The organism is Pseudomonas sp. GQ91 (genome assembly GCF_059758795.1).
Genome location: NZ_JCAXED010000002.1, coordinates 357,405 through 383,659 on the forward strand (window position 1 = coordinate 357,405; position 26,255 = coordinate 383,659).

Consider the following 26,255-nt stretch of genomic DNA (forward strand, 5'->3'; position numbering starts at 1 on the left):
CCCGCTCCCACATTTGGAATGCATGCTCATGTGGGAGCGGGCTTGCTCGCGATGAGGCCCTTAAAGACACCGCAACACTTACTTCTTCTTACGCGGCCCGGTGTTAAACACCGGCACCTTGCGCACCGGCTTGATCGACGGTTCCGCCACCGCCACTTCGCCACTCTCCACCCACTTGCCGAGGTTGCGTTTGCCGCCCCCGGAGGCCTTGGGTTTCTTCGGCTTCTTCGGTTTCTTCACCACCTGGCCGCTGGCATCGGTATCCGGTACCCGGTGCTCAGGCTCGAAGTCCTGTTCCATGTGCCGGGTCAATGTCTGGCGGGTCAGCATCTCGATGGCCGACAGCATGTTCACTTCATCGGCACACACCAGGGAAATCGCCTCGCCGGTATTGCCGGCACGCCCGGTACGGCCGATGCGGTGAATGTAATCCTCGGCCACGATCGGCAGGTCAAAGTTGACCACCAACGGCAAATCCTCGATATCCAGGCCACGGGCCGCCACGTCGGTGGCCACCAGAATCTGCACATCGCTGGCCTTGAAACGATCCAATGCGCGCTGGCGGGTCGCCTGCGGCTTGTCACCGTGAATGCCGTCGGCGTTGATCCCCAAGCCCTGGAGTTTGTCTACCAGCGCATCCACGCCGTTGCGGGTCTTGGCGAACACCAGCACCTGCTTCCACTTGCCCTTGCGCATCAGGTGCACAAACAGCTCCGGCTTGCGCTTCTTGTCTACCGGCACGACCCATTGCTTGACGGTGTTGGCGGCGACGTTACGCGGGCTGACTTCGATGCTCAGCGGATCATTGAGCATCTGCCCGGCCAGCAGGCGGATGTCATCGGAGAACGTAGCGGAGAACAGCAGAGTCTGGCGCTTTTTCGGCAGCATGCGGTAGATGTTCGCCAGTTCTTCGGAGAAACCCAGGTCGAGCATGCGATCGGCTTCATCGAGCACCAGGGTTTGCAGCTGATTGAGTTTCAGCGCGTTCTGGCGGAACAGGTCGATCAGGCGGCCAGGCGTGGCGACCAGGATGTCAACGCCCTTGCGCAGCTTCATCATCTGCGGGTTGATGCTCACGCCGCCATACACCGCGTAAGTGCTCAACGGCAGGTTTTGCGCGTATTCGGCGACGCTGGCGTGAACCTGCTCGGCCAGTTCGCGGGTCGGGCACAGGATCAGCGCGCGCACCGAGTTGGCGGTGACTTTCGGCCCTTCCATGGTCAGCAGTTGCAGCAGCGGCACGGCGAAGCCAGCGGTCTTGCCGGTACCGGTCTGGGCCGCGGCCATCAGGTCGCGACCGGCCAGTACCGCCGGAATGGCTTGCGCCTGCACCGGCGTCGGGGTCTGGTAGCCAAGCGTCTCAAGGGCGCGCAGCAAGGGTTCGATCAGGCCAAGGGTGGCGAAAGTCATGTGTTTACCGTAGGAAAAATTCAGCGCAAGGTCGCAATGCGCGGCAGTTTACCTTATTTCCGGCTTCGGCTTGCGCCACTGGGGCAGGCTGATCAGCAACACTGCGCTGATGATCACCAGCATCGCCAGGGCTTCTTCGATGCCGATACTCTCACCGACAAACACAATCCCCAGCAACACCGCCACCGCGGGGTTGACGTAGGCATAACTGGTGGCCGCCGCCGGGCGAACATGCTTGAGCAGGTACATATAGGCGTTGAAGGCGATGATTGAACCAAATACGGTCAAGTACGCCAGCGCCAGCCAGCCTTCCAGCGGCGGCATGGCGGGCAGGTGCTCGCCCTTGAGCGCGCTACCGATCAGCAGCACAACGCCTGCGATCAGCATTTCAGCGGCGCTGGCCATCGCGCCCTGGGGCAGCGGCAGGTGGCGGCTCCACACCGAGCCAAAGGCCCAGGACGCGGCGGCGAATAACAGCAAGGCCGCGCCCAGCGGACTCGATTGCAGGTTGGACCCCATGTTGAGCATGGCAATGCCGATAATCCCCAGGGTCACCCCGGCCCACTCCAGACGCGTATTACGCGCGCCCCAGAAATAACCGCAGAGCAAGGTAAACAGCGGCACCGTCGCCACCGCCAAGGCCGCCACGCCGGAAGTCACCCCGGTGTGCTCGGCCACACTGACCGCGCCATTGCCGAAGGTCAGCAGCAAAATGCCGATCTTGCCCGCGGCCTTCCACTGCTCCCAGGTCGGCGCCGGCACACCGCGCCAGCGCAAGTAGCCATACATCAGCGCGCCCGCCACACAGAAGCGGATCCCCGCCAGCAACAACGGCGGCCAATATTCGACGCCAATGCGAATCACCAGGTAGGTGGATCCCCAGATGACATACAACGCAAAAAAAGCAGCGATCAGGGGTAAGGGAAAACGACGGGGGCCAGGCATGGGCAGCTCTGCGGCAGAACAAGGGATAGCTATTTTAGAAATCCGCGCCAGCAAACATAAGTTACAAAACCTGTTTAAAATGCCCATACACTTTTTAAATCATGCTTGTCAGGGCTATAAGCCTTGCATTCAAAAGCCACCCGCGCAGAGGGCCTTATCATGGACAAATACGACCGCATGCTCCTCGGCGCCCTGCTGGAGGATGGCCGCGCCACCTACGCGCAATTGGCCCGCAGCGTAAACCTCTCCGCCCCGGCCGTGGCCGAACGGGTGGCCAAGCTGGAAGCCAGCGGCGTGATTACCGGTTACCAGGCCAAGGTTGACCTGTCCAAGGTCGGCTTGCCGATCCAATGCGTGATCGAACTGCGCCTGACCAATCACGGCAACCAGAAAGTCTACGACGCCCTGGCCGAAATCCCCGAACTGACCGAATGCCACCGCGTAACCGGCGATCCCTGCGTGATCGTGCAGGCCGCGGTGGGTTCGATGCCGGAGCTGGAAAACCTGATTAATCGGTTGGCCAAGTTCGGATTCAGCAAGACCTCGATCATCTTGTCGAGCGCGATAGAGCGGCGAGTGCCGCTGGGGCAGCTGGAGCGCCGTGCTTGAAGTTGAGCCGATATCGATGCCATTGCGGTCGAGTTCAAACGATTGCTGTGTGAAGATCACTTTCCTGCATAACGTAGTCCATGTACGTAGATGACAGGCGAAATGTTAGGTCGCAACACATGGCGCTAGGTTGGCGAAGCGAAAAACCAGAAAGGTCCGACACCCCGACGGGGCTGAGCCTACTGACTGTTCAGAACGAGCGTAAAGGCCGTCACAAAGAGTAGATGCTTCAGTGGCCAGCCAGATCGATCCCTTTCATTTGCGGGACGTTTCCTAGCGAGCTTTCCAACCTTGCTCTGCCTGACGGCCATCGCTAATGTGCTCCGCGTCATCGGCCCTTCGATGACCGGGAGTGCAAGTCCGAATTTACGAGAAGGAGCGTTAAAGATTCCGGAGATTCATCATGGCCAAAGCAACCACCGCTCCAACTGATACCCACGCAGAACTCCTCAGTGAAATCGCCCAGCTCAATCGCCGAGCCATTGACTACTACCGCAAAGCCTGCGCCCCGGATGCACCCACCTTCATTTTGAATGACAACCTGAGCTTCGAAGATGCCCTCGCCCATGCGGCGGATTTGCTGCATTGCGCGATAGAGACTGCACACGCCTCGGGTGAGTCGGTAAATGCACAGCAGCGAGCAGTGATGTATTTGGTGGAAATGGCGAAGGGGGTGGTGGATCGGGCGCTGGACTGCGTAAGTCCACGCTGACGTGACGAACGAACTTTTAATCGCAAGGGTCACGTTCGCCACACATCCTGTGGCGAGGGGGCTTGTCCCGTTGGGCTGCGAAGCAGACCTCCTAAAGACAATTGCAGCGTATCAGGCAGTATTCAGCGTTTGGTTTTGGGGCTGCTACGCAGCCCAACGGGACAAGCCCCCTCGCCACAGATAGGTGCTGCGTCGGGGTCAGAACCCGCGATGTTTCTTCAAATGATCATTGATCTTCGCCGCCGGGACTTTCTGCAAGCTGCACAGCAAGTCATGGGACAGTTCACGCAGGCCGTGGGCACGACGCAGTTCCTGTGCCAGGTGGGCGGTCAGGTTGGCGGCCATTTCCGCATCCGCCATCGCCCGGTGAGCCTTGCCGGTGTGGGGCAGTTGGGCAAAAGCGTTCAAGGTGCCGAGTTTGTGGTTGGGTGCGCTGGGCATCAGGCGCCGCGCAAGCAGCAGCGAACAGGCGAACTTCTGCAGGCGGGTGCGGCGGATCAAGCCCAGTTCGAAATCCCAGAACTTCTGGTCGAACGCGGCATTGTGGGCCAACAGCGGCGTGGTGCCGACAAACTCATTGACCTCGTTCATCACCCGCTCGGCCGGTGGCGCGCTGCGCAGCATGGCATTGCTGATGCCGGTCAGTTGCTCGATAAAACCCGGCACCCGCACGCCTGCGTTCATCAGGCTCTGATAACGGTCCACGATCTGGCCCCGCTCGAGGATGACCACGGCGATTTCCGTGGCCCGGCAACTGCTGCTCGGCGAGATGCCAGTGGTTTCAAAGTCGATGACCGCTATACGTTCCAAACCTGTTCCAACTCCGTCTAAAAACTATTTGAGCAACAACGCGCCCTCGATCGGCACATAGCGGCTGGCGGCACGAATCAACGAATTGGCCGTCAACCCCGGCACTCCATAAGCCACGGCCTCGACGCCATGCTTATGAATGATGCGGTCGAGCAACATGTCGAAATCGCCATCACCGGAGGCCAACACCACTTCGTCGACATTCGCGGCGGCATCCATGATGTCGATGGTGATGCCCACGTCCCAGTCACCTTTGGCCGAGCCATCGCTGCGCTGGATGTAAGGCTTGAGCTTCACGGTGAAGCCGAGGTTGCGCAGGATCTGCTGGAATTGCTGCTGCTTGCTGTCGCCACGGTCGATGGCGTAGGCATACGCCTCGACAATCTGCCCGCGCTGGCTGATATCCGCCCACAAGGCGGCGTAGTTGAAATGGCAGCCATACGCCTGGCGCACGGTGTAGTAGAGGTTCTGCACATCGGCGAACACTGCAATTTTTTTCACCGGGCATCCTCATGGCACTGGCGGACGCACTGGCCCGCAAAGGCCGTCAGTATGCCAGCCAAGCGCAGGTTTTCGAGAAAAATCAGACCGGGGCGACAGCGCGCCCCGGTTCAGCGTGGATCAGACGAAGGAATCGTCGTCACCAAAGAAGGAAGAATCATCGGCATAACCGCTGTCGGCGAAGCTGTCGGAGTCGTTGCCGTAGCTGTCATTGTCGGCGACACGTGGCTCGTCATTGCCCCAGCCGCCGCTGTCACTGGCGGGCGCCGGCTCTTCGCGGATGATTTCTTCCACCACCTGCGGCTGCTGAGCGTGGCTGAACAGGCTGCTGATACCTTGGGCCAGCATCACCCCACCGGCCACACCGGCAGCGGTTTTCAGTGCGCCGCCGAGAAAGCCGCCGCCCATGGGCGCTGCCTGTGGCTGAGGTTGCGGGTAATTCTGTTGCGGCGCAGGCTGGCTGTTAAACCCAGGACGCGCGGGTTCACGCCAACCGCCGCCCGACGAGGGCGGCGCATTGGGCGAAGGTTGCGAGTCGCGGGAACCGCCGCCAAAGATACTCGACAAAAACCCGCCGCTGCTCGAGGCCGGTGGCGGCGTCGGGGCTTTGCTGCGTTGCAGTTCAGCCTGCAACTGCTGGATCTGTTGTGCCTGCTGCTTGTTCTGCGCGTCCAGGCTCTGGATAGCCGCTTCCTGCACCAGGATCGCCTGGGTCATGAAATACCCGGCGTCGGGTTGGCGAGTCATGTGCTCCTTGATCCGCGCTTGCGCCTGGGCGTCGCGGGGGCCTGAGTCCGTTTCGGCTTGCTGCAACCGTGAAAACAGTCCATCGATCAGGGTTTGCTCTTCGCTGTTCATGGCGACCTCGTTAGATTGCCGGTAGAAATCCGCGTCCTGCCCGGAACGGGCAAGGTACGTTTCAAGTAATGGGGCTGGCGACGAGGCTTTCAATGGTCTTTACCCAAGGTTTACGTTTGTGGGTGATCGGTTAAAGTGTGCACCTGCTTTTTCGGCCTGTGATGATCTTGATGAATCCGTTGAACGTTCTGCGCGACTCCTTCTACTTTTTCCAGCGCAACTTGGGCGCCATCGTGCAGTTATGCCTGCCGCTGGTGATTGTCGAGGCGATCCTGCAACAGGTGCTCGAGCATTCGCTGGGCGAAGATGCGTTTGCCGGCTACGGCGTGATCGTCGGGCTACTGGTATACCCGCTGTACACCGCAGCACTGATCCTGTTCCTCGACGCCCGCAGCCGTGGCGAGTCGCCCCGCACCATGGAGGTGCTGGCCATGTCGCTGGCCCTGTGGCCACGCTTTGCCCTGCTGACGGCCATGAGCACGTTGCTGATTCTCCTGGGGCTGTCGCTGTACTTCCTGCCGGGGCTCTGGCTGATGGTGACGCTGGCCTTTGCCGAGTACCTGCTGGTACTGCGCGGCATGCCGGCGCTGACGGCCATGAAGGAAAGCTTCCGTCTGACCCGTGGGCATTTTCTGCGCATCCTGGTTTGCCTGTTGTGCGTGATGACCCCGTTATGGCTGCTCAAGGGCGCCAGCGTCGCGGCCTGGCCCGACCTGGAAAACCCGCTGCTGGCGGTCCTGATCAATAGCGCCCACAGCTTCCTGCAGCTGTTTACCAGCGTAGTGCTGTTCCGTTTGTTCATGCTGATCGCCGGTGATGCCGACGCACAATGACGTGGCCCTTGGGCTGCGGGGCGCCCTCGGTTATGCTCCGAACCTGTCCTGCAGCGCCATAAGGCGAGCCGATGACCCGTTTACTGCGTATCACCCTGCTAAGCCTGCTGATCCTCGCCGGCTTGCTGACCGCCCTGATCTACAGCCTGACCTGGCGTCCTGACGACAAGCAAACCCAGCCTGTCAGTTGCGTCGCCCCACGCGCGCCGACCCTGTTGCCGGGCCAGGCAATCAAGGTGATGACCTGGAACGTGCAATATCTGGCGGGCAAGAACTATGTGTTCTGGTACGACACGCCGGACGGCAGCGGCCCGGACGAGCGTCCCACCGTCGAAGACATGGCCTTCAGCCTCGACGAAGTGGCGCGGGTGATCCGTGACGAACAACCCGACATCCTGCTGTTGCAGGAACTCGACGAAGACGCCAAGCCCTCCCACTACCAGGACCAACTGGCATTGCTCCAGGAGCGCCTGGTTGACCTCTACCCGTGCAGCGTCCAGGCCTTCGACTGGAAGTCCGATTTCGTCCCTGACTGGCATATCTTCGGCAGTGTCGGACGCAAGCTGGTGACGTTGAGCCGCTACCAGATCGAACATGCCGAGCGCCTGCAACTGCCGGTGGCCTCGGCCAATCTGATCAGCCGCCAGTTCCAGCCCAAACCTGCGTTGCTGCTCAGCTATCTGCCATTGAGTGACGGCGGCCAACTGGCCGTGCTGAACACCCGCCTGGACAGCACGACGCCGGGTCACAGCGCGATCCGCGAGCAGGTACAAATGACCGTCAAGCTGTTGGACAAATTCGAAAGCCGTGGCACGCCCTGGCTGATCGGTGGCGACTTCAACCTGTTGCCCCTGGGTCAGTTCCTGCGCCTGGATGCCAGCAAACGCGGGCAATACTCGCCGGACAGTGAGCTGCATCTGCTGTGGGACAAATACCCGATGATCCCTCGCAACAGTCAATCCAGCGGGATCGATCGGGCCCAGTGGCTGACGCACTTCCCCAACGACCCGAGCCTCGACGGGCCGGATCGCACGCTCGACTATCTGTTCTACAGTCCGCGCCTGAAGCGCGTTGAGGCACGAGTGAGGCAGAGCGACACCCTGCGGATCTCCGATCACTTGCCGGTGATAGCGCGCTTCCTGCTACCGGCGGCGCAGTAATTACTTTCTCGGTTTGATCCGCGCCGTGGCCTCCGCCACCAGCGGATCATCCGGCCAGTAGTGCTTTGGATATCGCCCCTTCAAATCCTTCTTCACCTCGGCGTAGGTACTGCGCCAGAAGTTCGCCAGGTCCTGGGTCACTTGCACCGGTCGCCGCGCGGGCGATAACAGGTGCAGCTTGACCACCTGCCGCCCGCCGGCGATGCGCGGGGTATCCGCCAGTCCGAACAATTCCTGCAAGCGCACCGCCAGAATCGGCGGCTGTTCGCTGTAGTCCAGACGCACCGACGAACCCGACGGCACTTTCAGATGATGGGGCGCCAACTCGTCCAGTCGTTGAGGCAGCGGCCAGGGCAGCAGGTTATGCAGGAAGCTGGATATATCCAGGTTGGCAAAATGACTCAGGCGCGAGACCTTGCCCAGATACGGCATCAGCCAGTCTTCCAGGCTGGCGAGCAACGCGCTGTCACTGACGTCGGGCCATTCACTGTGCTTGCCGGCGTCCAATTGGCGCAACAACATCACTCGCGCCTGCCATTGGCGCAGCTCCGGGGTCCAGGGCAGGAGTTCCAGGCCTTTGCGCCGCACCAGATGGACCAGCGCCTGACTGCGGGCGGCTTCGTCGAGGCCGGCCAGCGGCTCACGGCTGAGCACCAGTTCACCGACCTTGCGTTGGCGCTCGGCGCGCAATACGCCTTCGCGTTCGTCCCACTCCAGTTGGTCGACGCAGCGCACCTGCTCGGCCAGCACCGACTCGAACAACCCCGGATCGAAGTCCGCCGCCAGGTAGATACGCTCTTCACGCTGCCCTTGGCGGCTGCCCAGTTCGGCGATGACCAGCCACGGTTGCTTCATCAAGCTATCGGCCTCGCCAAACAGCGCTGCACGCCCGTTGGCCAAGCGATATTCGGCGCCACCGGGACGACGTTGCTGGGCGACACGGTCCGGATAAGCCAGCGCCAGCAAGGCCCCCAGCCACCGCGGATGCTCAGGATCCGCCACCGCCTGCTCGGCCTTGCCACGCAGGTAACTGCGATATTGTCGCGCCAACTGCCTGGCGCGTTGTACTCCACCTTGCGTGCCACGGGCACGCTCTGCGCCGGACAGCAATGCCAGGCGACTGTGCAGGTCGGCACCCGCGCCGCGTAAAATATCGCGCTCGCCGAGCAGCGCGGCGACATCACACGCCATGTTCGCCAGGCCCAGATCCTGACCACGCAACAGCAAATGAGCAATCCGTGGATGCGCCGGCAAGACCGCCATTTTCTGGCCGTGGGCAGTCAGCGTCGCCGCCTGCAACGCACCGAGACGCTCAAGCAAGTCCTGAGCCTGGGCGTACGCGGCGGCTGGTGGCCGATCCAGCCAGACCAGTTGCGTCGGCGTCACCCCCCAGCGCGCCAGTTGCAGCGCGAGGCCAGCCAGGTCCGCCGAGAGCATTTCCGCGTTGCCATAGGCCGCCAACGCCTCGTGCTGATCCTCTGACCACAAGCGATAACACACGCCCGGCTCCAGCCGCCCCGCGCGACCGGCACGCTGGGTGGCGCTGGCACGGGAGATGCGCTGGGTGTCGAGTCGGGTCATGCCGCTGCCAGGGTCGAATCGCGGGACCCGCGCCAACCCGGCATCGATCACCACGCGCACGCCATTGATGGTCAAACTGGTCTCGGCGATGTTGGTGGCCAGCACCACTTTGCGTTTGCCCGCTGGCGCCGGATCGATGGCCGCCCGTTGTGCCGTCAGGTCCAGCTCGCCATGCAACGGGCATAGCAGCACATCCGCGCGATCGCCCAGCGCCTCCGCAAGTTGCTGGTTGACCCGGCGAATCTCCGCCTGACCCGGCAGGAAAACCAGCACGCTGCCGGTTTCATCGTGCAAGGCGTCGAGAATGGTCTGCACCACGCGAGGCTCGATAAATTCACCCGGCTGGAACGGCCGCCCCCAGCGCATCTGCACCGGGTACATACGCCCTTGGCTACGCAGCACCGGCGCATCGTCCAGCAGTGCGGCGAGGCGTTCACCTTCGAGGGTGGCGGACATCAAAAGGATTTTCAGCGGCTGCTCGTCGCGAAACAGGTCGCGGCCATTGAGGCTCAAGGCCAGCGCCAGGTCAGCATCGAGGCTGCGCTCATGAAACTCATCGAAGATCAGCAAACCCACGCCGTCCAGCGCCGGGTCATCCTGCAGGCGGCGGGTGAGAATGCCCTCGGTGACCACTTCGATACGGGTCGCCGGACCGACTTTGCTGTCCAGGCGAATCCGGTAGCCGACGGTTTCACCGACCTTTTCCCCCAACTCACTGGCCAGGCGTTCGGCGGCGGCGCGGGCTGCCAGCCGACGAGGTTCAAGCATCAGAATGGTTTGCCCGGCCAGCCAGGTTTCATTCAGCAGCGCCAATGGCACCCGCGTGGTTTTACCGGCGCCGGGCGGTGCTTCGAGCACGGCTTCATGGCGCATCGCCAAGGCGTCACGCAGGGCGGGTAAAACATCATCGATTGGCAACGAATTCATACTGGCTCCAAAGCAGAGCGGCGAGTATAACGGCGTCATCCAGCAGATCTGGCATATAGTCCCCATAACATTGTGCAGGAGAGTCCCATGCGTATTGCTTCACGTGTCATCGGCGGTGTTCTGGCCGTTACCCTGCTGAGCCAACTGACGGCCTGCGGTTCGATTTTCTACCCTGATCGTCGTGGGCAGATCGACGGCAAGATCGACCCGACGATCGCCGTCCTCGACGCCCTCGGCCTGCTGTTCTATGTCATTCCCGGCCTGATCGCCTTTGGCGTCGACTTCGCCACCGGGGCGATTTACTTCGCGCCGGGCGAGACCGCACACGTGGCGCCAGACAAGTTGCAGGAAGCCATTGGCGCCGACGGCAAGGTCGATAACACCAAGCTGCAAACCATCATCCAGAGCGAAACCGGCCGCAGCCTGCCGCTGGATGACCCGCGCCTGATCCAGTTCAAGGGCAGCGTCGAGCAACTCGCCCTGCTGGGCCTGCAACCCGTCGCCTGAAGGATTTGAACGCCTCATGACCAGCAGTTCCGAACACGCCCGGTTATTGCGTCTGGCCACCCGCGCCTCGGTGGGCGTGGCCTGTGTGTTGATTGTCAGCAAAGCCATCGCCTGGTGGCTGAGCGGCTCCGTGAGCATGCTCGCCGGGCTGACCGACTCGTTGCTCGACGGCGTGTCGTCGCTGCTCAACTTGCTGGCGGTGCATTACGCCTTGCGCCCGGCCGATGACGATCACCGTTATGGGCATGGCAAGGCGGAGTCCCTGGCGGGCATGGCACAGGCATTGTTCATCGCGGGCAGTGCGATTCTGATCGCCGTGCAGGCCTTCCAGCGCTTGCAACACCCGGAACCGGTGGGCGCGCCGTGGCTGAGCATTGCGGTGATTGTGCTGTCGCTGGCGTTGACGGTGGCGCTGCTGATCCTGCAGCACCGGGTGATTCGCGCAACCGGCTCGAACGCGGTGCGCGCCGATTCACTGCATTACCGTTCGGACCTGCTGCTCAATGGCAGCATTCTGCTTGCGCTGGTGTTTGCCGGGTTGGGCTTTCACCAAGTGGATGCCTGGTTTGGCCTGGGAATCGCGGTCTACATTTTGTGGAGCGCGCTGCTGATCGCCAAGGAAAGCTTCTCGGTGCTGATGGATGAAGAACTGCCGACCGAGGTCAGCCAGCACATGCTGGAACTGGCCTGTGGGGTGCCCGGCGTACTCGGCGCGCATGACTTGCGCACGCGGATTTCCGGCAACCACTGGTTCGTGCAGTTGCACCTGGAGTTGCCCGGGGAGTTGAGCCTGTCAGTGGCCCATGGCATCAGCGACCAGGCCGCCGAGGCCATCCATCACGCTTATCCGCGCGCCGAAGTGCTGGTACACGCGGATCCTTGCGGATCAGCTACAAGCGGCAAGTTACAAGCTTCAAGCTGAGGCAAAAAGCGTGTAACTTGCCGCTTGCCGCTGCTACTGCCGCACCTGATAACCCCGACTGCCCAGACAGTCGCCCTGGGCCTGGCGATAGGTTTGCACCACCGCCGGGGCCGGCGCATACGTGACGGTCTGGGGGTCAAAACCGCTTTGCTGTACAGCCCAGCGATAACAATCGTAACCATCCTGCCGCACTTGCGCCGGCGATTGACCATTGGCCGGGTAAGCCACCACGTCATAACCGTTGCCCTGAGGCGCAGGCGGCCGCGGCAGGCTGGCCACCGGCGGCTGCACCACCACGTATTGCTGGCTGTTGGCTTCGTAGGTGTAATAGGCGCCGGCGGCAAGAAAAAACAGCGTACTGCCGACCCACACTTCCCGCGCATAGTCGGGCAGGTAACGCACCCCAATTCCGTATGGCGGCGTGACGACCACGTAACGCGGACCTTGGGGGCGATACCAATAACCGTCCGAGAAAAAGTAATCCTGGCCGCGATACGGCACGCGGTAGTTGCGATCGGGAAAACGATCCACGATGTAGCCCGGCCGATGTTGCGGGCCAGGTCCCCAACCATTGCCGTGCCCATTGGGACGGCCCGGCCAGCGGTGGTCATTGGGATGACCGTCATAACCAGGACGCGAGCCAGGTCCGCCGGCGTCCCAATGCGGGTTGTGCTCATTGCGCCGCGGAATGTCACGGTAGTTGCCGTGACGCGGCTCCTGGGTCTGGCGTACCGAATCGGGACGGCTCTGGATCGGCAGGTTGCTGCCGCCTTGCGGACCTGGGCCCTGGCGCGGTGAATTATCCCGCTCGTCGGCCATCACCTGCGCGCCGACGCTGACCATCAGCAAACCAACACCCGCCAAACGCCAGATGCGCTTCATGCTATTCCTCACTGCGGATTAGGGCCTGTAGCCAAGACTGGAAAAGCCTTGCCCGATTCTGAGACAGGTTATCAGTCACGAGAACAATTTTCGCAGGACAAAAAGAAAAGGGGCGACCCGTCGGTCGCCCCTTGAGAACTTCATCCTGGCTCAACGCTTTTGACGTTGGCTCACCTCACGCCGCCTTGTGGACAGTGTGCAGCCCGGGGGCCGGCGCAACCCGGTGGGGTTGGCGGGCCGCAGCCGGCCTGATTCGGCGGGCTGCAGTGGATGTATGTCCGGGCAGTGATTCTGTGGGTAATCATAGGCGTGAAGCCTCGATAGATGATTGCGAAGATTGCGTCAATAAACAGTGCTTGCGCAATTTTTAACCCTGGATAGATAATTCGCAGCAATAGTTATGACAAAGGCCAGCCCCATGAGCAAACTTGACCGATACGACCTGAGTATTTTGGCGGAATTGCAGCGCGACGCGAGGATCTCCAACCAGGAGTTGGCCGAGCGCATCGGCCTGTCGCCTTCGCCCTGCTCGCGCCGGGTCAAGCAATTGGAGGACGACGGCTACATCGCGCGCCAGGTCGCGTTGCTGGACCGCAAGATGCTTCGCCTGAGCCTCACGGCCTACGTGCTGATCGGCATGGATCGTCACACGCCGGAGCGTTTCGAAAACTTCGAGGCGGCCATTCGCACCTTGCCGCAAGTGCTGGAATGCAGCCTGGTCACCGGAATGGACGCCGACTATCAGTTGAAGGTCGTGGTACCGGACATGGATCACTATCAGAAGTTGCTGCTCGGGCACTTGACCCGGATCGACGGCGTCACCAGCGTACGTTCAAGCTTCGTTCTGAATCAGGTGCTCAACAGCACCGAGCTGCCATTGACCCACTTGCGCACCTGATTGCCCTGCTTGCTGCAGGTACAACCCTGTGGAATGGGATTGTCTGTGGCGAGGGGGCTTGTCCCCCGTTGGGCTGCGCAGCAGCCCCCAAAAAAAAGAATGCGGTGTATCAGGCACTCCTCAGCGGCTGGTTTGGGGGCTGCTGCGCAGCCCAACGGGGGACAAGCCCCCTCGCTACAGGGCCACAAGCCTTGACCGCACAGCATTCCGCACCTGGGTGTGCGACGTACCGACGCAGGTCAATGGTGGGCGTGTTGCGTTGCCTTATACTTCACGCCTGCCTCTGCCGGAACTTACCCGATGAATTCGATTGATCCCGTCCTGTTCGAAGAGTGGATGATGACCGGCCTGGTCACCATCCTGATCATTTTCATGGGCTTTATCGTCTGGGACCTGGCAAAGAAATCCAAGGCCGGACGCTTTGGCTCGTTGATTCTGTTCTTCGTGCTGGGCCTGGGCGTGGCGGCTTTCATCATCAAAAGCGTGGTGATCGGCCTGATCGAAACCGGGGCGTTATAACCGCGCCGGCACTTGCCGATATTGGCCCTGGTCAAGGCCTTCAATCGACCAGTCGCCAATTTTCACCCGAACCAGGCGCAAGGTCGGCAAGCCCACGGCTGCGGTCATGCGCCGTACCTGTCGGTTGCGACCTTCGCGAATCACCAGTTCCAGCCAATACGTCGGGACGTTTTTACGAAACCGCACCGGCGGGTTGCGCGGCCACAACTGCGGCTCGTCCAGTAGCCGGGCTTCAGCCGGCAACGTCATGCCGTCGTTGAGTTCCACGCCCTCACGCAGGCGTTGCAGATGGGCCTCGGTAGGCTCGCCCTCCACCTGCACCCAATAGGTTTTCGCCAATTTGTGTTTTGGGTCGGCAATCCGCGCCTGCAACTGGCCATCATTGGTCAGCAGCAGCAGACCTTCGCTGTCCCGATCCAGGCGTCCAGCGGGATAGATACCGGGGATATCGATGAAATCCTTGAGCGTCGCCCGCCCTTCTCCGTCGCTGAACTGGGTCAGCACATCGAACGGCTTGTTGAACAGGATCAGCTTCGGCTCGGCCGGTGGCGCCTTGGCGACACGGCGTGGGGCTGACGAGGATGGCGGACGTTTCACAGCCGGTTGGCGGGAAACGGGACGGGCAGGACGGGACATGGCAAAGGAACATCTAACGGTCAGGACCGACCATGCTAGTGGCCTGACCGTTAAATAACCATCCCAACCGCTTAGCGGAATGGCGGCTCGTCGAAGCTGCGCAGTTTGCGCGAGTGCAACGAGTTGAGCTGGGTGCGCAACAGGTCCACCGCCGCGATGCCAATCTTCAAGTGCTGGCTGACGGCTCGCTCATAGAATGCATTGGCCGAACCTGGCAACTTGATTTCACTGTGCAGCGGTTTGTCCGAGACACACAGCAAGGTGCCGTACGGCACCCGCAAACGGTAGCCCTGGGCTGCGATCGTGCCGCTTTCCATGTCCACCGCCACGGCGCGGGACAGGTTGATCAACGGTCGTTCCTGGGCCCAGCGCAGCTCCCAGTTGCGGTCGTCGTAGGTCAGCACGGTGCCAGTGCGCAGGCGCTTTTTCAGCTCGTCGCCCTTCTCGCCCGTCACGGTGGCCGCCGCCTGCTGCAGCGCGAGCTGCACTTCAGCCAGGGCCGGGATCGGAATATTCGGCGGTACTACCCGGTCGAGAATCCCGTCACGACGCATATAGGCGTGAGCCAGCACGTAGTCGCCAATGGTCTGGGATTGGCGCAGGCCGCCGCAGTGCCCAATCATCAGCCAGCAATGCGGACGTAGCACGGCGAGGTGATCGGTGATGTTCTTCGCGTTGGACGGGCCGACACCAATGTTCACCAGCGTCACGCCATGGCCGTCACTGGCCTGCAAATGGTAGGCCGGCATCTGATAGCGGTGCCAGACCACGCCCGCGGCAATAGCAGACGCTTCGCCATGGTCCATGTTCTTGTCGATGATGACGTTGCCCGGCAACACCATGCGAATAAAGCGCGGATCGCTGCGCAGTTGCTCCAGGCCATGGACGATGAACTGGTCGACATAGCGATGGTAGTTGGTCAGCAGGATCCACGGTTGCACATGGCGCCAGTCACTGCCGGTGTAATGCACCAGGCGTCGCAGGGAGAAGTCGACACGGGCCGCATCAAACAGTGCCAGCGGCAGCGGATCGGTGTTTTCCCAGTCGTAGAGACCATCGGCAATACCATCGGTGGCGGCCGACAGGTCGGTACTCGGAAACACCCGCGCCAACACCGCAGCGGTCACGCCGGAGCCGGCCAGTTCGTCACCCTGCTCTACCACGTACGGATAAGGGATATTCTGCTGGCTGACGCCGACTTCCACCGTGACGGTGAAGTCATGCATCAGCGGCACCAGTTGTTCGAGCAGGTATTTGCGAAAGGCCGACGGATGGGTGACGGTGACGCTGTAGGTGCCCGGCAACTGAACCTTGGCATATGCCCGAGTGGTCTGTGGGACTTCACCGTGGCAGTGATAAGTCAGGCGCAGTTCCGGGTAGCGAAACAACGCGCGTTCTTCTGCGTCTGGTTCGACGCGGTCCTTGAGGTAGCGCTTGAGCGCTTGATTGAGCGCACCCGTCGCGCGCTCGTGAAGAGCCGCCAGCCGATCCACGGCTTCTTCAGCGGTTTGAACGACAACAAAAGCTTCGGTCACGGTAAGCATCCTGTGTGCTGACTTGCAGGTGTTCATCTTGCCTGTATCGTTGCCAGACGCAAACTTAGAATTAGCATGCCGCCAATCCATGTGGGAGCGCGCTTGCCCGCCCCCACATTTTTGGATTGCGTTTATTCAGAGGGCCTGGGGCGTGGAGCGGGCGACGATAGCCTGCACCTCCACACCTCGCGGCAAGGTGCCATAGACCCGTCCCGACGACTCACCCAACCGGCTGGCAATAAACCCGTCACTGACACTGGCATTGCCCGCCTCCAGCAACAGCTTGGCCTGCAACGCCAGTGCAATATCCTCGGTCAGTTGTCGCGCGCGGTACTGAATGTCCTGAGTATCCATAAACGCCGATTTCAACTGCTCAATGTGCCGAGCCAGGCGTGTATCGCCATGCCCGTCCCCCAGCTCGACAAACAGGGTTTCCAACACGCCGGGCTCTTTCGACAGCGCCCGCAGCACATCCAGACACTGCACGTTGCCGGAACCTTCCCACGTCGAATTGACCGGCGCCTCACGGTACAAGCGCGGCAAGATGCTGTCCTCGACATACCCGGCGCCGCCCATGCACTCAGCGGCTTCGTTGATCATCGCCGGGGCACGCTTGCAGATCCAATACTTGCCCACCGCCGTCACCAACCGCGCGAACTTGGCTTCCTGCTCGTCGCCCAGGTGGTCCAGCGCCCGCCCCATGCGCATGCTCAAGGCCAGGGCCGCTTCGCTTTCCAGGGCCAGGTCGGCCAGCACGTTTTGCATCAACGACTGCTCACTGAGGACACGCCCGCCCACCGCACGATGCGCGCAGTGATGGCTGGCCTGGGTCAACGCCTGGCGCATCAGCGCACTGGAGCCGACCATACAATCGAAGCGGGTCATGGCGACCATCTCGATAATGGTCGGCACGCCACGCCCTTCCTCGCCAACCATCCACGCCAGGGCTCCGCGAAACTCCACTTCGCTGGAGGCGTTGGAGCAATTGCCGAGTTTGTTTTTCAGGCGCTGGATATAGAACTGATTGCGGGTGTCATCCGGACGCTGACGCGGCAGCAGGAAACAGGTCAGGCCTTTGTCGGTCTGGGCCAGGGTCAGGAACGCATCGCACATCGGCGCTGAGCAGAACCACTTGTGTCCCACCAGCTCGTAGGACTGGCCCGGACCACCTGCGCCGACCGGATAGGCGCGGGTGGTATTGGCCCGCACGTCGGTGCCGCCCTGTTTCTCGGTCATCGCCATGCCAATCGTCGCGCCCGCCTTGTGGGCAATGCCGACGTTGCGGGGGTCGTAGTCGGTGCTGAGGATTTTCGGCAGCCAGGTGTCAGCCAGATCCGGCTGCAGGCGCAACGCCGGCACGCAGGCAAAGGTCATGGTCAACGGGCAACCGGTACCCGCTTCGGCCTGGCTGTGCAGGTAAGTCATGGCCGCCCGAGCGACATGGGCGCCGGATTGCGGATGAGCCCAGGGCAACGACGGCAAGCCATGTTCAACCGCGGTACGCATCAATTCGTGATACGCCGGATGAAACGTCACCAGGTCAATCCGATGCCCATAACGGTCATGGCTGTTGAACACCGGCTTGTTCTCGTTCGCCAGAAAACCCGCCGCCATCAACGGGCCGCCAGCCAGCGCACCGTAAGCGTCGATGCGTTCCTCGGCCCAACCCGCGCCAAAACGCCGGGACCATTCCTGCAAGGGCAGATCCAGGCGATACAGATTGGCGCCGTCGAGGGACGGTGGCTGGTTGGTGACGTCGTGGGTTTCGGCGAACGAGTGCAGATTCATGACGGGCCTCCTGGGAAAAGGCCGTGGTGATTCATGGCCTGATTTTCAGTTAAGCACCCCCGCCGCGCTTAAAAAAGTGACATACACGCCTAACTGCCGGCGCTTTCACCCTCTATCGGGCAGAGCAAGCGACGCTGCAACACCGCCTGCAATGCCTCGAAACGTACCGGTTTGACCAGTTTTTCGGTGATACCAACACCATGACACCGCTCACGTGCCAGGCTTTCCAGGGACCCACTCAAGGCGATCACCGGCAACTCGCCACAGCCCGGCAATGCACGCATCTGGCAACACAGAGAAAATCCGTCCTGCGGCATGTCCAGCAGCACCGCATCAAACGTCTCATCCTGCAACATCGTCAGCGCTGCAGGCGCGCTGTCGACGACCTTTACCCGATACCCCAACTTGAGCAGCATGCCGCGCACCACCCACTGGGCAACGCTGTTGTCGTTCACCAGCAGTAGCGTACAGTCCTGGGGCGTCCGTCGCGCATCGACAGTGCGCACTGGTTCAGGCGGCACAGCGACAACCGTCAGTTCCAACTGGAAACGGCTGCCCTTGTTGGGCTCGGAATGATGAGTCAGGCGCCCGTCGAGCAATTCGATCAGTTGCCGGCAGATCGCCAGGCCAATACCCAGGCCACCGTATTCGCGGGTCGTCGAACCATCGAGCTGGAAGAAACGCTGATACAGCGCCGCCTCGTCCAGATGAGCAAAGCCAATGCCGGTATCGCTGACAATAAACGTCAAGCGCAGTTGGCCCTGCGCATCGGGCAGCCCAACCACGCGCACGCGCACCACGCCTTCGTGGGTGAACTTGAAGGCGTTGTCCAGCAGACACTCGAGACATTGCACCAGCTTGTCGGCATCGCCGTGCAAGCGATCCGGCAGCTCGTCCGCGACATCAATGGAAAACGTCAGGCCCTTGTTCAACGCAGGGGCCAAAAATTGTTGGCGCAAAGTGTCGAGCACACCGCGCAGGCTGAACACCTGTGACTGGGCTCTGACGCGACCCGCCTGCAATTCGGTCAGCGTGAGGATACCGTTGACCATGCGCATCATGTCCCGGGCCGAGCCGGCAGCCGTCTGTTGATAGTGTGCCAGCTCGCCGGCAAGCGGCACGGTTTGCATCAACTCCAGGGATCCGATGACGCCGTTCATCGGAGTACGCAGCTCGTGGGTCAAGGTGGCGAGGAACTCGTCTTTCAACCGATTGCTGTGGGCCAATTGCTGGTTGAGCATTTCCAGTTTCTGGCTGGCGTCGAAGAGAATTTGCGCCTGCTGTTCACGCATCGAGTTGATACGGTCGGCCAGGGCCAAAGACAGCAACGCCACTTCGATGGCCGAACCGATCTGGCTGGAATACATGGTGAGAAACACATTCGGCAGGTAGCCGAGCACCATCATCGTATTCACCACCCCGCCAATCAGGAACGCCGTCCAGGCAATGATGAAGTAACGCGCCACCCGCTGGCCGCGGCACCAGGCGATGATGCCCGCGACAAAAATACTCACGGAAAAAATCAGCGCCAGGCCGGTTGCCAGGCGCAGGGCCAAGGCATAGCTGGTCATCAGCGACAACAACATCACCACCGCGCCGCTGCCCACCAACACCAGCAATACACGGTCAGTCCAGCGGCTATAGACCGCGGTGTGCAGAAAGCTGCGGGCAAACAGGCTGCCGAACAACGCCGATGCGCCAATCAGAAACGGCGTCGCGGCATTTGCCCACCACGGGTTGTCAGGCCAGAAATACTCCACCGCCGCGCCGTTCACCGAGAGCTGGTACATGCCGAACGAGGCAATATAGAAGATGTAATAAAGGTAGCTGGTGTCGCGCACGCTGAGGTAGATGAACAGGTTGTAGACCAGCATCCCCAGCAACACACCGTAGATCACGCCCAGTACATACAGGCGCACCGGCTGTTCTTCGAGGTACGCAGTACTCGACCAGAGGGTCAGCGGTACCTGGATCGAGCCTTCGCTTTGCAGGCGCAGGTAAAGGGTTTTCTGATCGCCGGGATCGAAGTCGACATTGAACAGGTAATTATTCTGGCGAATCTCACGACTTGAAAAGGGCAACGCGTCTCCCGTACGCCCGGCCAAGCGATAGCCGCCCGCGTTGTCGGGTACGTATAACTCGAGATGATCGAGGGGCGGATAGGCCAGCTCCAGCAACCAGCTACGCCGGGCATCGGGATCCTTGGGAACGTAATGCAGGTCGACCTTGAGCCAGAACACCGAACGCGAATAGCCGGCATTCAGCGTGGCTTTTTCATGGGGGATGTACCGACTGGCGAATGCAGCTGAGCGTGCTTCTTCAGGGCTGACTCTGCCACTCGGGTCTTCGAGCACTTGCATGTCAAGGCCCAGGGGAAGGCTTTGCGTGAGTTCATTGAACTCGACTGCACCGGCCAACATCGGCAGCCCGCACAAGAGAAACATCAGCAGATAGCGCATAGAGCCCCAGCGTGGCCTGTCCGGTTATGTCAAAAAGCCCCCCAGTCCTTTTGAGAAGACGTATACCGGCGATACTGTAATTATTTGGATCCACTCTAGCATAGCCGGTAAAGGCCAAAAGACACCATTGAAATAATTCTTGAAAGGCTCTAACGCGGGTCTTTCAGGCAGTTTCGTATTGATCAAAAATGATATCAATACGCCACCCAGCAGACACACTCTCCCTGAAATTCACGCGCTGCCCGACAGCCACGCAAAAAGCGTTTGGTGGTAAGCTCGCGCACCATGAATATCTACAGCTCTCGCCCTGTTGTCCTCTGTCTCTCCGGCCATGATCCCAGTGGTGGCGCCGGCCTGCAGGCAGATATCGAAGCCCTGCTCGCCCAAGGCTGTCATGCGGCCCCGGCCGTCACTGCGCTGACGGTCCAGAACACGGTCAATGTCAGCGATTTCCGCGTCCTCGATCGCGACTGGGTATTGGCTCAGGCCAACGCCGTGCTTGGCGACTCCGACGTGGCGGCGGTCAAACTGGGCATGCTCGGTTCCACCGCGATGGTCGACACCGTGGTCGAACTGCTGAAGGAGCACCCGCATCTACCGGTGGTCTGCGACCCGGTCCTGCGCGCCGGTGGTGGCGGCAGCCTGGGCAGGGACGAGGTCGGCTACGCGATGCGTGAGCGGTTATTGCCGTTGTCGTTGATTGCCACGCCCAACCTGCCCGAAGCACGCATCCTCGCCGACTTGCCCGAAGGCACGGCAGACGAATGCGCCGAGCAGCTGCTGCCGTTTATCCGGCACCTGCTGATCACCGGCGGTCACGGCGACGAGCAGGAAGTCCACAATCGCCTGTATAGCCGCGACGGTACCCGCCGCACATTTACCTGTCAGCGCCTGCCCGGCAGCTATCACGGTTCCGGTTGCACCCTGACCAGCGCCCTCGCCGGCCGTCTGGCCCAGGGCGAACGGCTGGACAGCGCCGTGGAGTCTGCCCTCAATTACACTTGGCGGACCCTGCGTGACGCCGAACAACTCGGCCAGGGACAGTATGTGCCTCGTCGTTTGCCGCTGGATTTCTGCTCGTAATATCAAGAGGCCTGTCCGATGAAACTACGTGGCCTTTACGCCATTACCGACAGCCAACTATTGGCCGGCAAGTTCCTCACCTACGTCGAAGCGGCCTTGGACGGTGGCGTGACCTTGCTGCAATACCGCGATAAAAGCAGCGACGAGGCGCGCCGCCTGCGTGAAGCCGAAAAACTGCGCGACCTGTGCTCACGCTACAAGACCCAGTTGATCATCAATGATGACGCCGAGTTGGCTGCACGCTTGGGCGTCGGCGTACACCTGGGCCAGACCGACGGCCCACTGACCCCGGCCCGGGCGTTGCTGGGGCGTGGGGCAATCATCGGCGCCACCTGCCACAGTCAGATCGAGCTGGCCGAACAGGCCGCCAAGGAAGGTGCCAGTTACGTCGCCTTCGGCCGCTTCTTCAATTCCACCACCAAACCCGGCGCGCCGGCGGCCACCGTTGAGCTGTTGAGCGAGGCTCGCGCCCGGCTGCACGTGCCGATCTGCGCGATCGGTGGCATTACCCTGGAGAACGCCGAACCGCTGGTGGCCCATGGCGCCGACCTGCTGGCGGTAGTCCACGGCCTGTTTGGTGCTGACAGCGCCCAGGAAGTGACGCGCCGCGCCCGCGCCTTCAATGAACTCCTCAAATCCTGAATTCAGAGAGCCCCCCATGTCTCGTTCCGAAACCCTGTTTGCCAACGCCCAGAAACACATCCCCGGTGGCGTGAACTCGCCGGTGCGCGCTTTCAAAAGCGTGGGCGGCACGCCGCTGTTCTTCAAGCACGCCGAAGGCGCCTACGTCACCGACGAAGATGACAAGCGCTACGTCGACTATGTCGGGTCCTGGGGGCCGATGATCCTCGGCCACAGTCATCCGGACGTGCTGGACGCAGTGCGCAAGCAATTGGAACACGGCCTGTCCTACGGCGCCCCGACCGCCATGGAAACCGAGATGGCCGATCTGGTCTGCGCCATCGTGCCGTCGATGGAGATGGTCCGGATGGTCAGCTCCGGCACCGAGGCCACCATGAGCGCGATTCGTCTGGCCCGTGGCTTTACCGGCCGCGACAGCATCATCAAATTCGAAGGTTGCTACCACGGCCACTCCGACAGCCTGCTGGTCAAGGCCGGTTCCGGCCTGTTGACCCAAGGCGTACCGAGTTCGGCCGGGGTGCCGGCGGCGTTTGCCAAGCACACGCTGACTTTGCCCTTCAACGACATCGCCGCCGTCGAGCAGATGCTCGGCGAAGTCGGTCAGGAGGTGGCGTGCATCATCGTCGAACCCGTGGCCGGCAACATGAACTGCGTACCGCCAGCGCCTGGCTTCCTCGAAGGTCTGCGTGAACAGTGTGACAAGCACGGCGTCGTGTTGATTTTCGATGAAGTGATGACCGGCTTCCGCGTTGCCCTCGGCGGCGCCCAGGCACATTACGGCGTCACGCCGGACTTGAGCACCTTCGGCAAGATCATCGGCGGCGGCATGCCGGTCGGCTGCTTCGGCGGCAAGCGCGAGATCATGCAGCACATCGCACCGCTGGGCCCGGTCTACCAGGCCGGCACCCTGTCCGGCAACCCGCTGGCCATGGCCGCGGGCCTCACCACCTTGCGCCTGATCAGTCGCCCTGGCTTCCACGCCGAACTGGCCGACTACACCACGCGCCTGCTGGACGGCCTGCAACAACGTGCCGATGCGGCGGGCATACCGTTCGTCACCACACAGGCCGGAGGCATGTTTGGCCTGTATTTCAGCGGTGCCGACGACATCGTGACCTTTGACGACGTAATGGGCAGCGATGCCGGTCTGTTCAAACGCTTCTTCCACTTGATGCTGGAAGGCGGCGTTTATCTCGCGCCGAGTGCCTTTGAGGCGGGCTTCACCTCCATCGCTCACGGTGAAGCCGAGCTGAAACTGACCCTTGACGCTGCTGAACGCGCCTTCGCCGCCCTGAAATAAGCCGGCTAAAACCTGACGTCGCCCATGGCGGCGTCAGATTTGCTACCTTGCTTACAGATTTTTCCGCCTTTTTTCGAGAAATCACCTGTAATTCGGCGGATAACGTGCCCATGCAGCAGAAAAACGAGTAAAGACTTTGTAAGCAGTGGCCTGCTTATTTCATAATGCGCGCTTATTGGATCACCCTGTGATTCACACGCCCCGTCAGAGGTAAGTCGATTCCCATGAAACGCACCGGCCGCACCCTGGTACTGGGCTGCCTGTTGCTCCTTCAGCCGCTGCTCGCGCAAGCACAAGCAGGCGGCAACTCGTTGTTGATCCCGGCGATGGGTCGTTGCACCCTCGATACTCAGCCCGAAAGCCAGGCGCAGGCACTGAGCGCCTGTCAGACGCTGGCCGACAGTGGGGATGCGCAAGCGCAATACGAGTTGGGTGAATTCTTCCACGACAGCAAAAATCCTTCCCACGACCTGAACAAGGCCTTGAGCTTCTTCGAGAAAGCCTCGCTGCAGGGGCACGCTCAGGCGCAATTCCAGCTGGGCAGCATGTTCTTCCACGGCGAAGGCGTGGCGGCCAATAACGTCCAGGCGTATATCGTGCTGAAAATGGCGGCGGTCAACGGCGCTGAAGAGGCACTGGACACCGCTGACGAGGTGGCCGAACAGATGCAGCGCGATGAGCTGGAAGTGGCGACTCAGGTGCTGGGACAGATCTTCCGCAACTACCTGCAGGAACTGCAGAGTGCGGACGGGCGCTCGCCGTTCTCACCTCTACCTTGAGTCTTCAGCGCCTCTGACGGCCCTTTCGCGAGCAAGCCCGCTCCCACGTTCGACCGAGTTCCACCTGTGGAATGTGGGAGCGGGCTTGCCCGCGAAGGGTACGACGCGGTCTCAAACCCTACTTTTCAGGCATCGGCATCGGAAACGGCATGACGTTGCTCACGCCACGCGCTTCACTGATCTTCGGCGTGCCAAGGCGCTCGACTTCATCGATGCGCACGATCGAATGCATCGGCACGAAACTGCGTACCACGCCTTCAAACTGGGCCTTGAGCTTTTCCTCGCCCGGATCGACGACCAACTGCGTGCGCTCGCCAAAGACGAACTCTTCCACTTCCAGGAAGCCCCACAGATCACTTTGATAGATCTGCTTGGCGTACATTTCGAACACCTGGCCCTGGTTAAGGAAAATCACCTTGTAGATTGGAGCTTCACGTTTGGTCATGGGGGACGAGTAACACATCGGGGATATAAAAGAGGGCGCGAACTATAGCATGGCACCCGATGCACAGTGCTAGGAACCAATGGGCATGCCCCCTATAATGCGCGGTTCTTTACCACCAGTTGACGATCCCCCATGGCCAAGAAGCTTTACATCGAAACCCACGGTTGCCAGATGAACGAGTACGACAGCTCGCGCATGGTGGATCTGCTGGGCGAACACCAGGCCCTGGAAGTCACCGCCCGCGCCGAAGATGCCGACGTGATCCTGCTCAATACCTGCTCGATCCGCGAACGTGCCCAGGACCGCGTCTACTCGCAACTGGGGCGCTGGCGCGAATTGAAACTGGCCAACCCGGACATGGTGATCGCCGTCGGCGGTTGCGTGGCCAGCCAGGAAGGCGCGGCGATTCGCGACCGCGCGCCCTATGTCGATGTGGTTTTCGGCCCGCAAACCTTGCACCGGCTGCCGGAAATGATCGACGCGGCCCGCATCAGCAAGCTACCGCAGGTCGATGTGTCGTTCCCGGAGATCGAAAAATTCGATCACCTGCCCGAACCGCGCATCGACGGCCCGAGCGCGTATGTGTCGGTCATGGAAGGCTGCAGCAAGTACTGCACGTTCTGCGTGGTGCCTTATACCCGCGGTGAAGAGGTCAGTCGGCCGTTTGACGATGTGCTGTCGGAAATCATTCACCTGGCCGAAAACGGCGTGCGTGAAGTGACCTTGCTCGGGCAGAACGTCAACGGCTATCGCGGCCTGACCCACGACGGGCGTCTGGCGGACCTGGCGGAGCTGATACGCGTGGTGGCGGCGGTCGACGGCATCGAGCGGATTCGCTACACCACTTCACACCCGCTTGAGTTCTCCGACAGCCTGATCCAGGCCCACGCCGAGGTCCCGGAGCTGGTCAAGCATTTGCATTTGCCGGTGCAATCGGGCTCGGACCGTATTCTTTCGGCGATGAAGCGCAACCACACTGCCCTGGAATACAAATCCAAGCTGCGCAAACTGCGCGCCGCCGTGCCGGGGATCTGCATCAGCTCGGACTTTATCGTCGGTTTTCCCGGCGAGACCGAGAAAGATTTCCAGCAGACCATGAAGCTGATTGAAGACGTCGGTTTCGACTTTTCCTACTCCTTTGTTTACAGCCAGCGTCCGGGCACCCCGGCCGCCGATCTGCCGGACGAAACCCCGGAAGAGCTGAAGAAAGAGCGCTTGAACGCGCTGCAGCACCGCCTCAACCAGCAGGGTTTTGAAATCAGCCGACAGATGGTCGGCTCGACCCAGCGCATCCTGGTCACCGATTACTCGAAAAAAGACCCGGGCGAGTTGCAGGGGCGGACGGAGAACAATCGAATCGTTAACTTCCGTTGCGACAACCCGACCTTGATCGGCCAGTTCGCCGACGTGCACATCGACGCGGCGCAACCGCACTCGTTGCGCGGCTCGTTGATCCAGTAAATGCGCCTCCCCGTAGGAGCGAGCTTGCTCGCGAAAAACTCAAGGACGGCGCG

Annotated in this window: 25 protein-coding genes; 13 read left to right on the forward strand and 12 right to left on the reverse strand. The window is 61.3% G+C overall.

From position 1 onward, the window contains the following. Positions 1 to 78: 78 nt before the first annotated feature. Positions 79 to 1,410 carry an RNA helicase RhlE1 gene (gene rhlE1 / locus AC6CIA_RS03810; protein ID WP_498310676.1) on the reverse strand — a complete coding sequence of 444 codons (1,332 nt, stop codon included), beginning with the start codon at positions 1,408 to 1,410 and terminating at the stop codon, positions 79 to 81. 48 nt (positions 1,411 to 1,458) lie between these two features. Next, entirely contained in the window at positions 1,459 to 2,355 is an 897-nt protein-coding gene (gene yedA, locus AC6CIA_RS03815) for a drug/metabolite exporter YedA (protein WP_498310677.1), read from the reverse strand. Positions 2,356 to 2,514: 159 nt separating this feature from the next. On the opposite strand from yedA, the gene AC6CIA_RS03820 reads away from it, so the two are divergent. Then, entirely contained in the window at positions 2,515 to 2,964 is a 450-nt protein-coding gene (locus AC6CIA_RS03820; RefSeq protein WP_498310679.1) for an Lrp/AsnC family transcriptional regulator, read from the forward strand. A 403-nt stretch (positions 2,965 to 3,367) separates the two neighbouring features. Next, positions 3,368 to 3,676: a DUF6124 family protein gene (locus AC6CIA_RS03825; RefSeq protein ID WP_498310680.1), complete on the forward strand. Its 309-nt coding sequence runs from the start codon at positions 3,368 to 3,370 to the stop codon at positions 3,674 to 3,676. A gap of 198 nt (positions 3,677 to 3,874) precedes the next feature. Here AC6CIA_RS03825 and AC6CIA_RS03830 read toward each other — a convergent pair whose 3' ends face one another. The 3 genes from AC6CIA_RS03830 to AC6CIA_RS03840 all read right to left on the reverse strand — a co-directional run bounded on the left by AC6CIA_RS03830 (position 3,875) and on the right by AC6CIA_RS03840 (position 5,845). After that, entirely contained in the window at positions 3,875 to 4,486 is a 612-nt protein-coding gene (locus AC6CIA_RS03830) for a 3'-5' exonuclease (RefSeq protein WP_498310681.1), read from the reverse strand. A 24-nt stretch (positions 4,487 to 4,510) separates the two neighbouring features. Beyond that, positions 4,511 to 4,987: a LabA-like NYN domain-containing protein gene (locus tag AC6CIA_RS03835; RefSeq protein WP_090221602.1), complete on the reverse strand. Its 477-nt coding sequence runs from the start codon at positions 4,985 to 4,987 to the stop codon at positions 4,511 to 4,513. A 120-nt stretch (positions 4,988 to 5,107) separates the two neighbouring features. Beyond that, complete coding sequence (locus tag AC6CIA_RS03840; RefSeq protein ID WP_498310682.1) at positions 5,108 to 5,845, reverse strand: DUF2076 domain-containing protein; 738 nt, start codon at positions 5,843 to 5,845, stop codon at positions 5,108 to 5,110. A 170-nt stretch (positions 5,846 to 6,015) separates the two neighbouring features. On the opposite strand from AC6CIA_RS03840, the gene AC6CIA_RS03845 reads away from it, so the two are divergent. Next, positions 6,016 to 6,678, forward strand: coding sequence for a YciC family protein (locus tag AC6CIA_RS03845; RefSeq protein ID WP_339530261.1), 663 nt, complete (start codon positions 6,016 to 6,018; stop codon positions 6,676 to 6,678). A 71-nt stretch (positions 6,679 to 6,749) separates the two neighbouring features. Continuing rightward, a complete protein-coding gene (locus AC6CIA_RS03850; RefSeq protein ID WP_498310683.1) occupies positions 6,750 to 7,838 on the forward strand; it encodes an endonuclease/exonuclease/phosphatase family protein in 1,089 nt (362 codons plus the stop codon). Here AC6CIA_RS03850 and hrpB read toward each other — a convergent pair whose 3' ends face one another. Further along, positions 7,839 to 10,346, reverse strand: a complete 2,508-nt coding sequence (hrpB, locus tag AC6CIA_RS03855) for an ATP-dependent helicase HrpB (RefSeq protein ID WP_498310684.1) — start codon at positions 10,344 to 10,346, stop codon at positions 7,839 to 7,841. Positions 10,347 to 10,433: 87 nt separating this feature from the next. Here hrpB and pmcY point away from each other — a divergent pair, with 87 nt between their 5' ends. Both pmcY and AC6CIA_RS03865 read left to right on the forward strand, forming a co-directional pair. Continuing rightward, positions 10,434 to 10,853 (forward strand): periplasmic Zn2+ metallochaperone PmcY, encoded by a 420-nt coding sequence (gene pmcY, locus AC6CIA_RS03860; RefSeq protein WP_498310685.1) that lies wholly within the window; start codon positions 10,434 to 10,436, stop codon positions 10,851 to 10,853. A 16-nt stretch (positions 10,854 to 10,869) separates the two neighbouring features. Continuing rightward, entirely contained in the window at positions 10,870 to 11,775 is a 906-nt protein-coding gene (locus AC6CIA_RS03865; RefSeq protein WP_498310686.1) for a cation diffusion facilitator family transporter, read from the forward strand. Between the two features lie 33 nt (positions 11,776 to 11,808). Here the strand turns inward: AC6CIA_RS03865 and AC6CIA_RS03870 are convergent, their stop codons facing one another. After that, a complete protein-coding gene (locus AC6CIA_RS03870) occupies positions 11,809 to 12,657 on the reverse strand; it encodes a DUF6515 family protein (protein ID WP_498310687.1) in 849 nt (282 codons plus the stop codon). A 418-nt stretch (positions 12,658 to 13,075) separates the two neighbouring features. On the opposite strand from AC6CIA_RS03870, the gene AC6CIA_RS03875 reads away from it, so the two are divergent. Beyond that, complete coding sequence (locus AC6CIA_RS03875) at positions 13,076 to 13,555, forward strand: Lrp/AsnC family transcriptional regulator (protein ID WP_084376464.1); 480 nt, start codon at positions 13,076 to 13,078, stop codon at positions 13,553 to 13,555. 309 nt (positions 13,556 to 13,864) lie between these two features. Continuing rightward, positions 13,865 to 14,074, forward strand: a complete 210-nt coding sequence (locus tag AC6CIA_RS03880; RefSeq protein ID WP_084376520.1) for a DUF2788 domain-containing protein — start codon at positions 13,865 to 13,867, stop codon at positions 14,072 to 14,074. Here the strand turns inward: AC6CIA_RS03880 and AC6CIA_RS03885 are convergent. The 4 genes from AC6CIA_RS03885 to AC6CIA_RS03900 form a co-directional block, all read right to left on the reverse strand. Beyond that, positions 14,069 to 14,710 (reverse strand): pseudouridine synthase, encoded by a 642-nt coding sequence (locus tag AC6CIA_RS03885; protein ID WP_498310689.1) that lies wholly within the window; start codon positions 14,708 to 14,710, stop codon positions 14,069 to 14,071. The two genes, AC6CIA_RS03880 and AC6CIA_RS03885, sit on opposite strands and share 6 nt — an antisense overlap. 71 nt (positions 14,711 to 14,781) lie before the next feature. Further along, positions 14,782 to 16,281 (reverse strand): AMP nucleosidase, encoded by a 1,500-nt coding sequence (amn, locus tag AC6CIA_RS03890; protein ID WP_498310690.1) that lies wholly within the window; start codon positions 16,279 to 16,281, stop codon positions 14,782 to 14,784. Between the two features lie 99 nt (positions 16,282 to 16,380). Continuing rightward, entirely contained in the window at positions 16,381 to 18,033 is a 1,653-nt protein-coding gene (locus AC6CIA_RS03895) for an acyl-CoA dehydrogenase family protein (RefSeq protein ID WP_498310691.1), read from the reverse strand. Positions 18,034 to 18,122: 89 nt separating this feature from the next. Next, complete coding sequence (locus AC6CIA_RS03900; RefSeq protein ID WP_498310692.1) at positions 18,123 to 20,492, reverse strand: hybrid sensor histidine kinase/response regulator; 2,370 nt, start codon at positions 20,490 to 20,492, stop codon at positions 18,123 to 18,125. 285 nt (positions 20,493 to 20,777) lie between these two features. Between AC6CIA_RS03900 and AC6CIA_RS03905 the strand changes: the two genes are divergently transcribed. The 4 genes from AC6CIA_RS03905 (at position 20,778) to AC6CIA_RS03920 (ending at position 24,296) form a co-directional block, all read left to right on the forward strand. Next, on the forward strand, positions 20,778 to 21,575 hold the full coding sequence (locus tag AC6CIA_RS03905) for a hydroxymethylpyrimidine/phosphomethylpyrimidine kinase (protein WP_498310693.1): 798 nt from the start codon (positions 20,778 to 20,780) through the stop codon (positions 21,573 to 21,575). An 18-nt stretch (positions 21,576 to 21,593) separates the two neighbouring features. Continuing rightward, on the forward strand, positions 21,594 to 22,217 hold the full coding sequence (thiE, locus tag AC6CIA_RS03910; RefSeq protein WP_339530245.1) for a thiamine phosphate synthase: 624 nt from the start codon (positions 21,594 to 21,596) through the stop codon (positions 22,215 to 22,217). Between the two features lie 16 nt (positions 22,218 to 22,233). Continuing rightward, the gene (gene hemL, locus AC6CIA_RS03915) at positions 22,234 to 23,517 is read left to right on the forward strand and encodes a glutamate-1-semialdehyde 2,1-aminomutase (RefSeq protein ID WP_498310694.1); all 1,284 of its coding nucleotides are present in this window, start codon (positions 22,234 to 22,236) and stop codon (positions 23,515 to 23,517) included. 224 nt (positions 23,518 to 23,741) lie between these two features. Continuing rightward, positions 23,742 to 24,296 (forward strand): tetratricopeptide repeat protein, encoded by a 555-nt coding sequence (locus tag AC6CIA_RS03920; protein ID WP_339530242.1) that lies wholly within the window; start codon positions 23,742 to 23,744, stop codon positions 24,294 to 24,296. A 118-nt stretch (positions 24,297 to 24,414) separates the two neighbouring features. Here the strand turns inward: AC6CIA_RS03920 and AC6CIA_RS03925 are convergent, their stop codons facing one another. Beyond that, positions 24,415 to 24,741 carry a DUF1820 family protein gene (locus AC6CIA_RS03925; protein WP_003236992.1) on the reverse strand — a complete coding sequence of 109 codons (327 nt, stop codon included), beginning with the start codon at positions 24,739 to 24,741 and terminating at the stop codon, positions 24,415 to 24,417. A gap of 132 nt (positions 24,742 to 24,873) precedes the next feature. Here AC6CIA_RS03925 and miaB point away from each other — a divergent pair, with 132 nt between their 5' ends. Further along, positions 24,874 to 26,202 carry a tRNA (N6-isopentenyl adenosine(37)-C2)-methylthiotransferase MiaB gene (gene miaB, locus AC6CIA_RS03930; RefSeq protein WP_498310695.1) on the forward strand — a complete coding sequence of 443 codons (1,329 nt, stop codon included), beginning with the start codon at positions 24,874 to 24,876 and terminating at the stop codon, positions 26,200 to 26,202. The last annotated feature ends 53 nt before the right edge of the window (positions 26,203 to 26,255 follow it).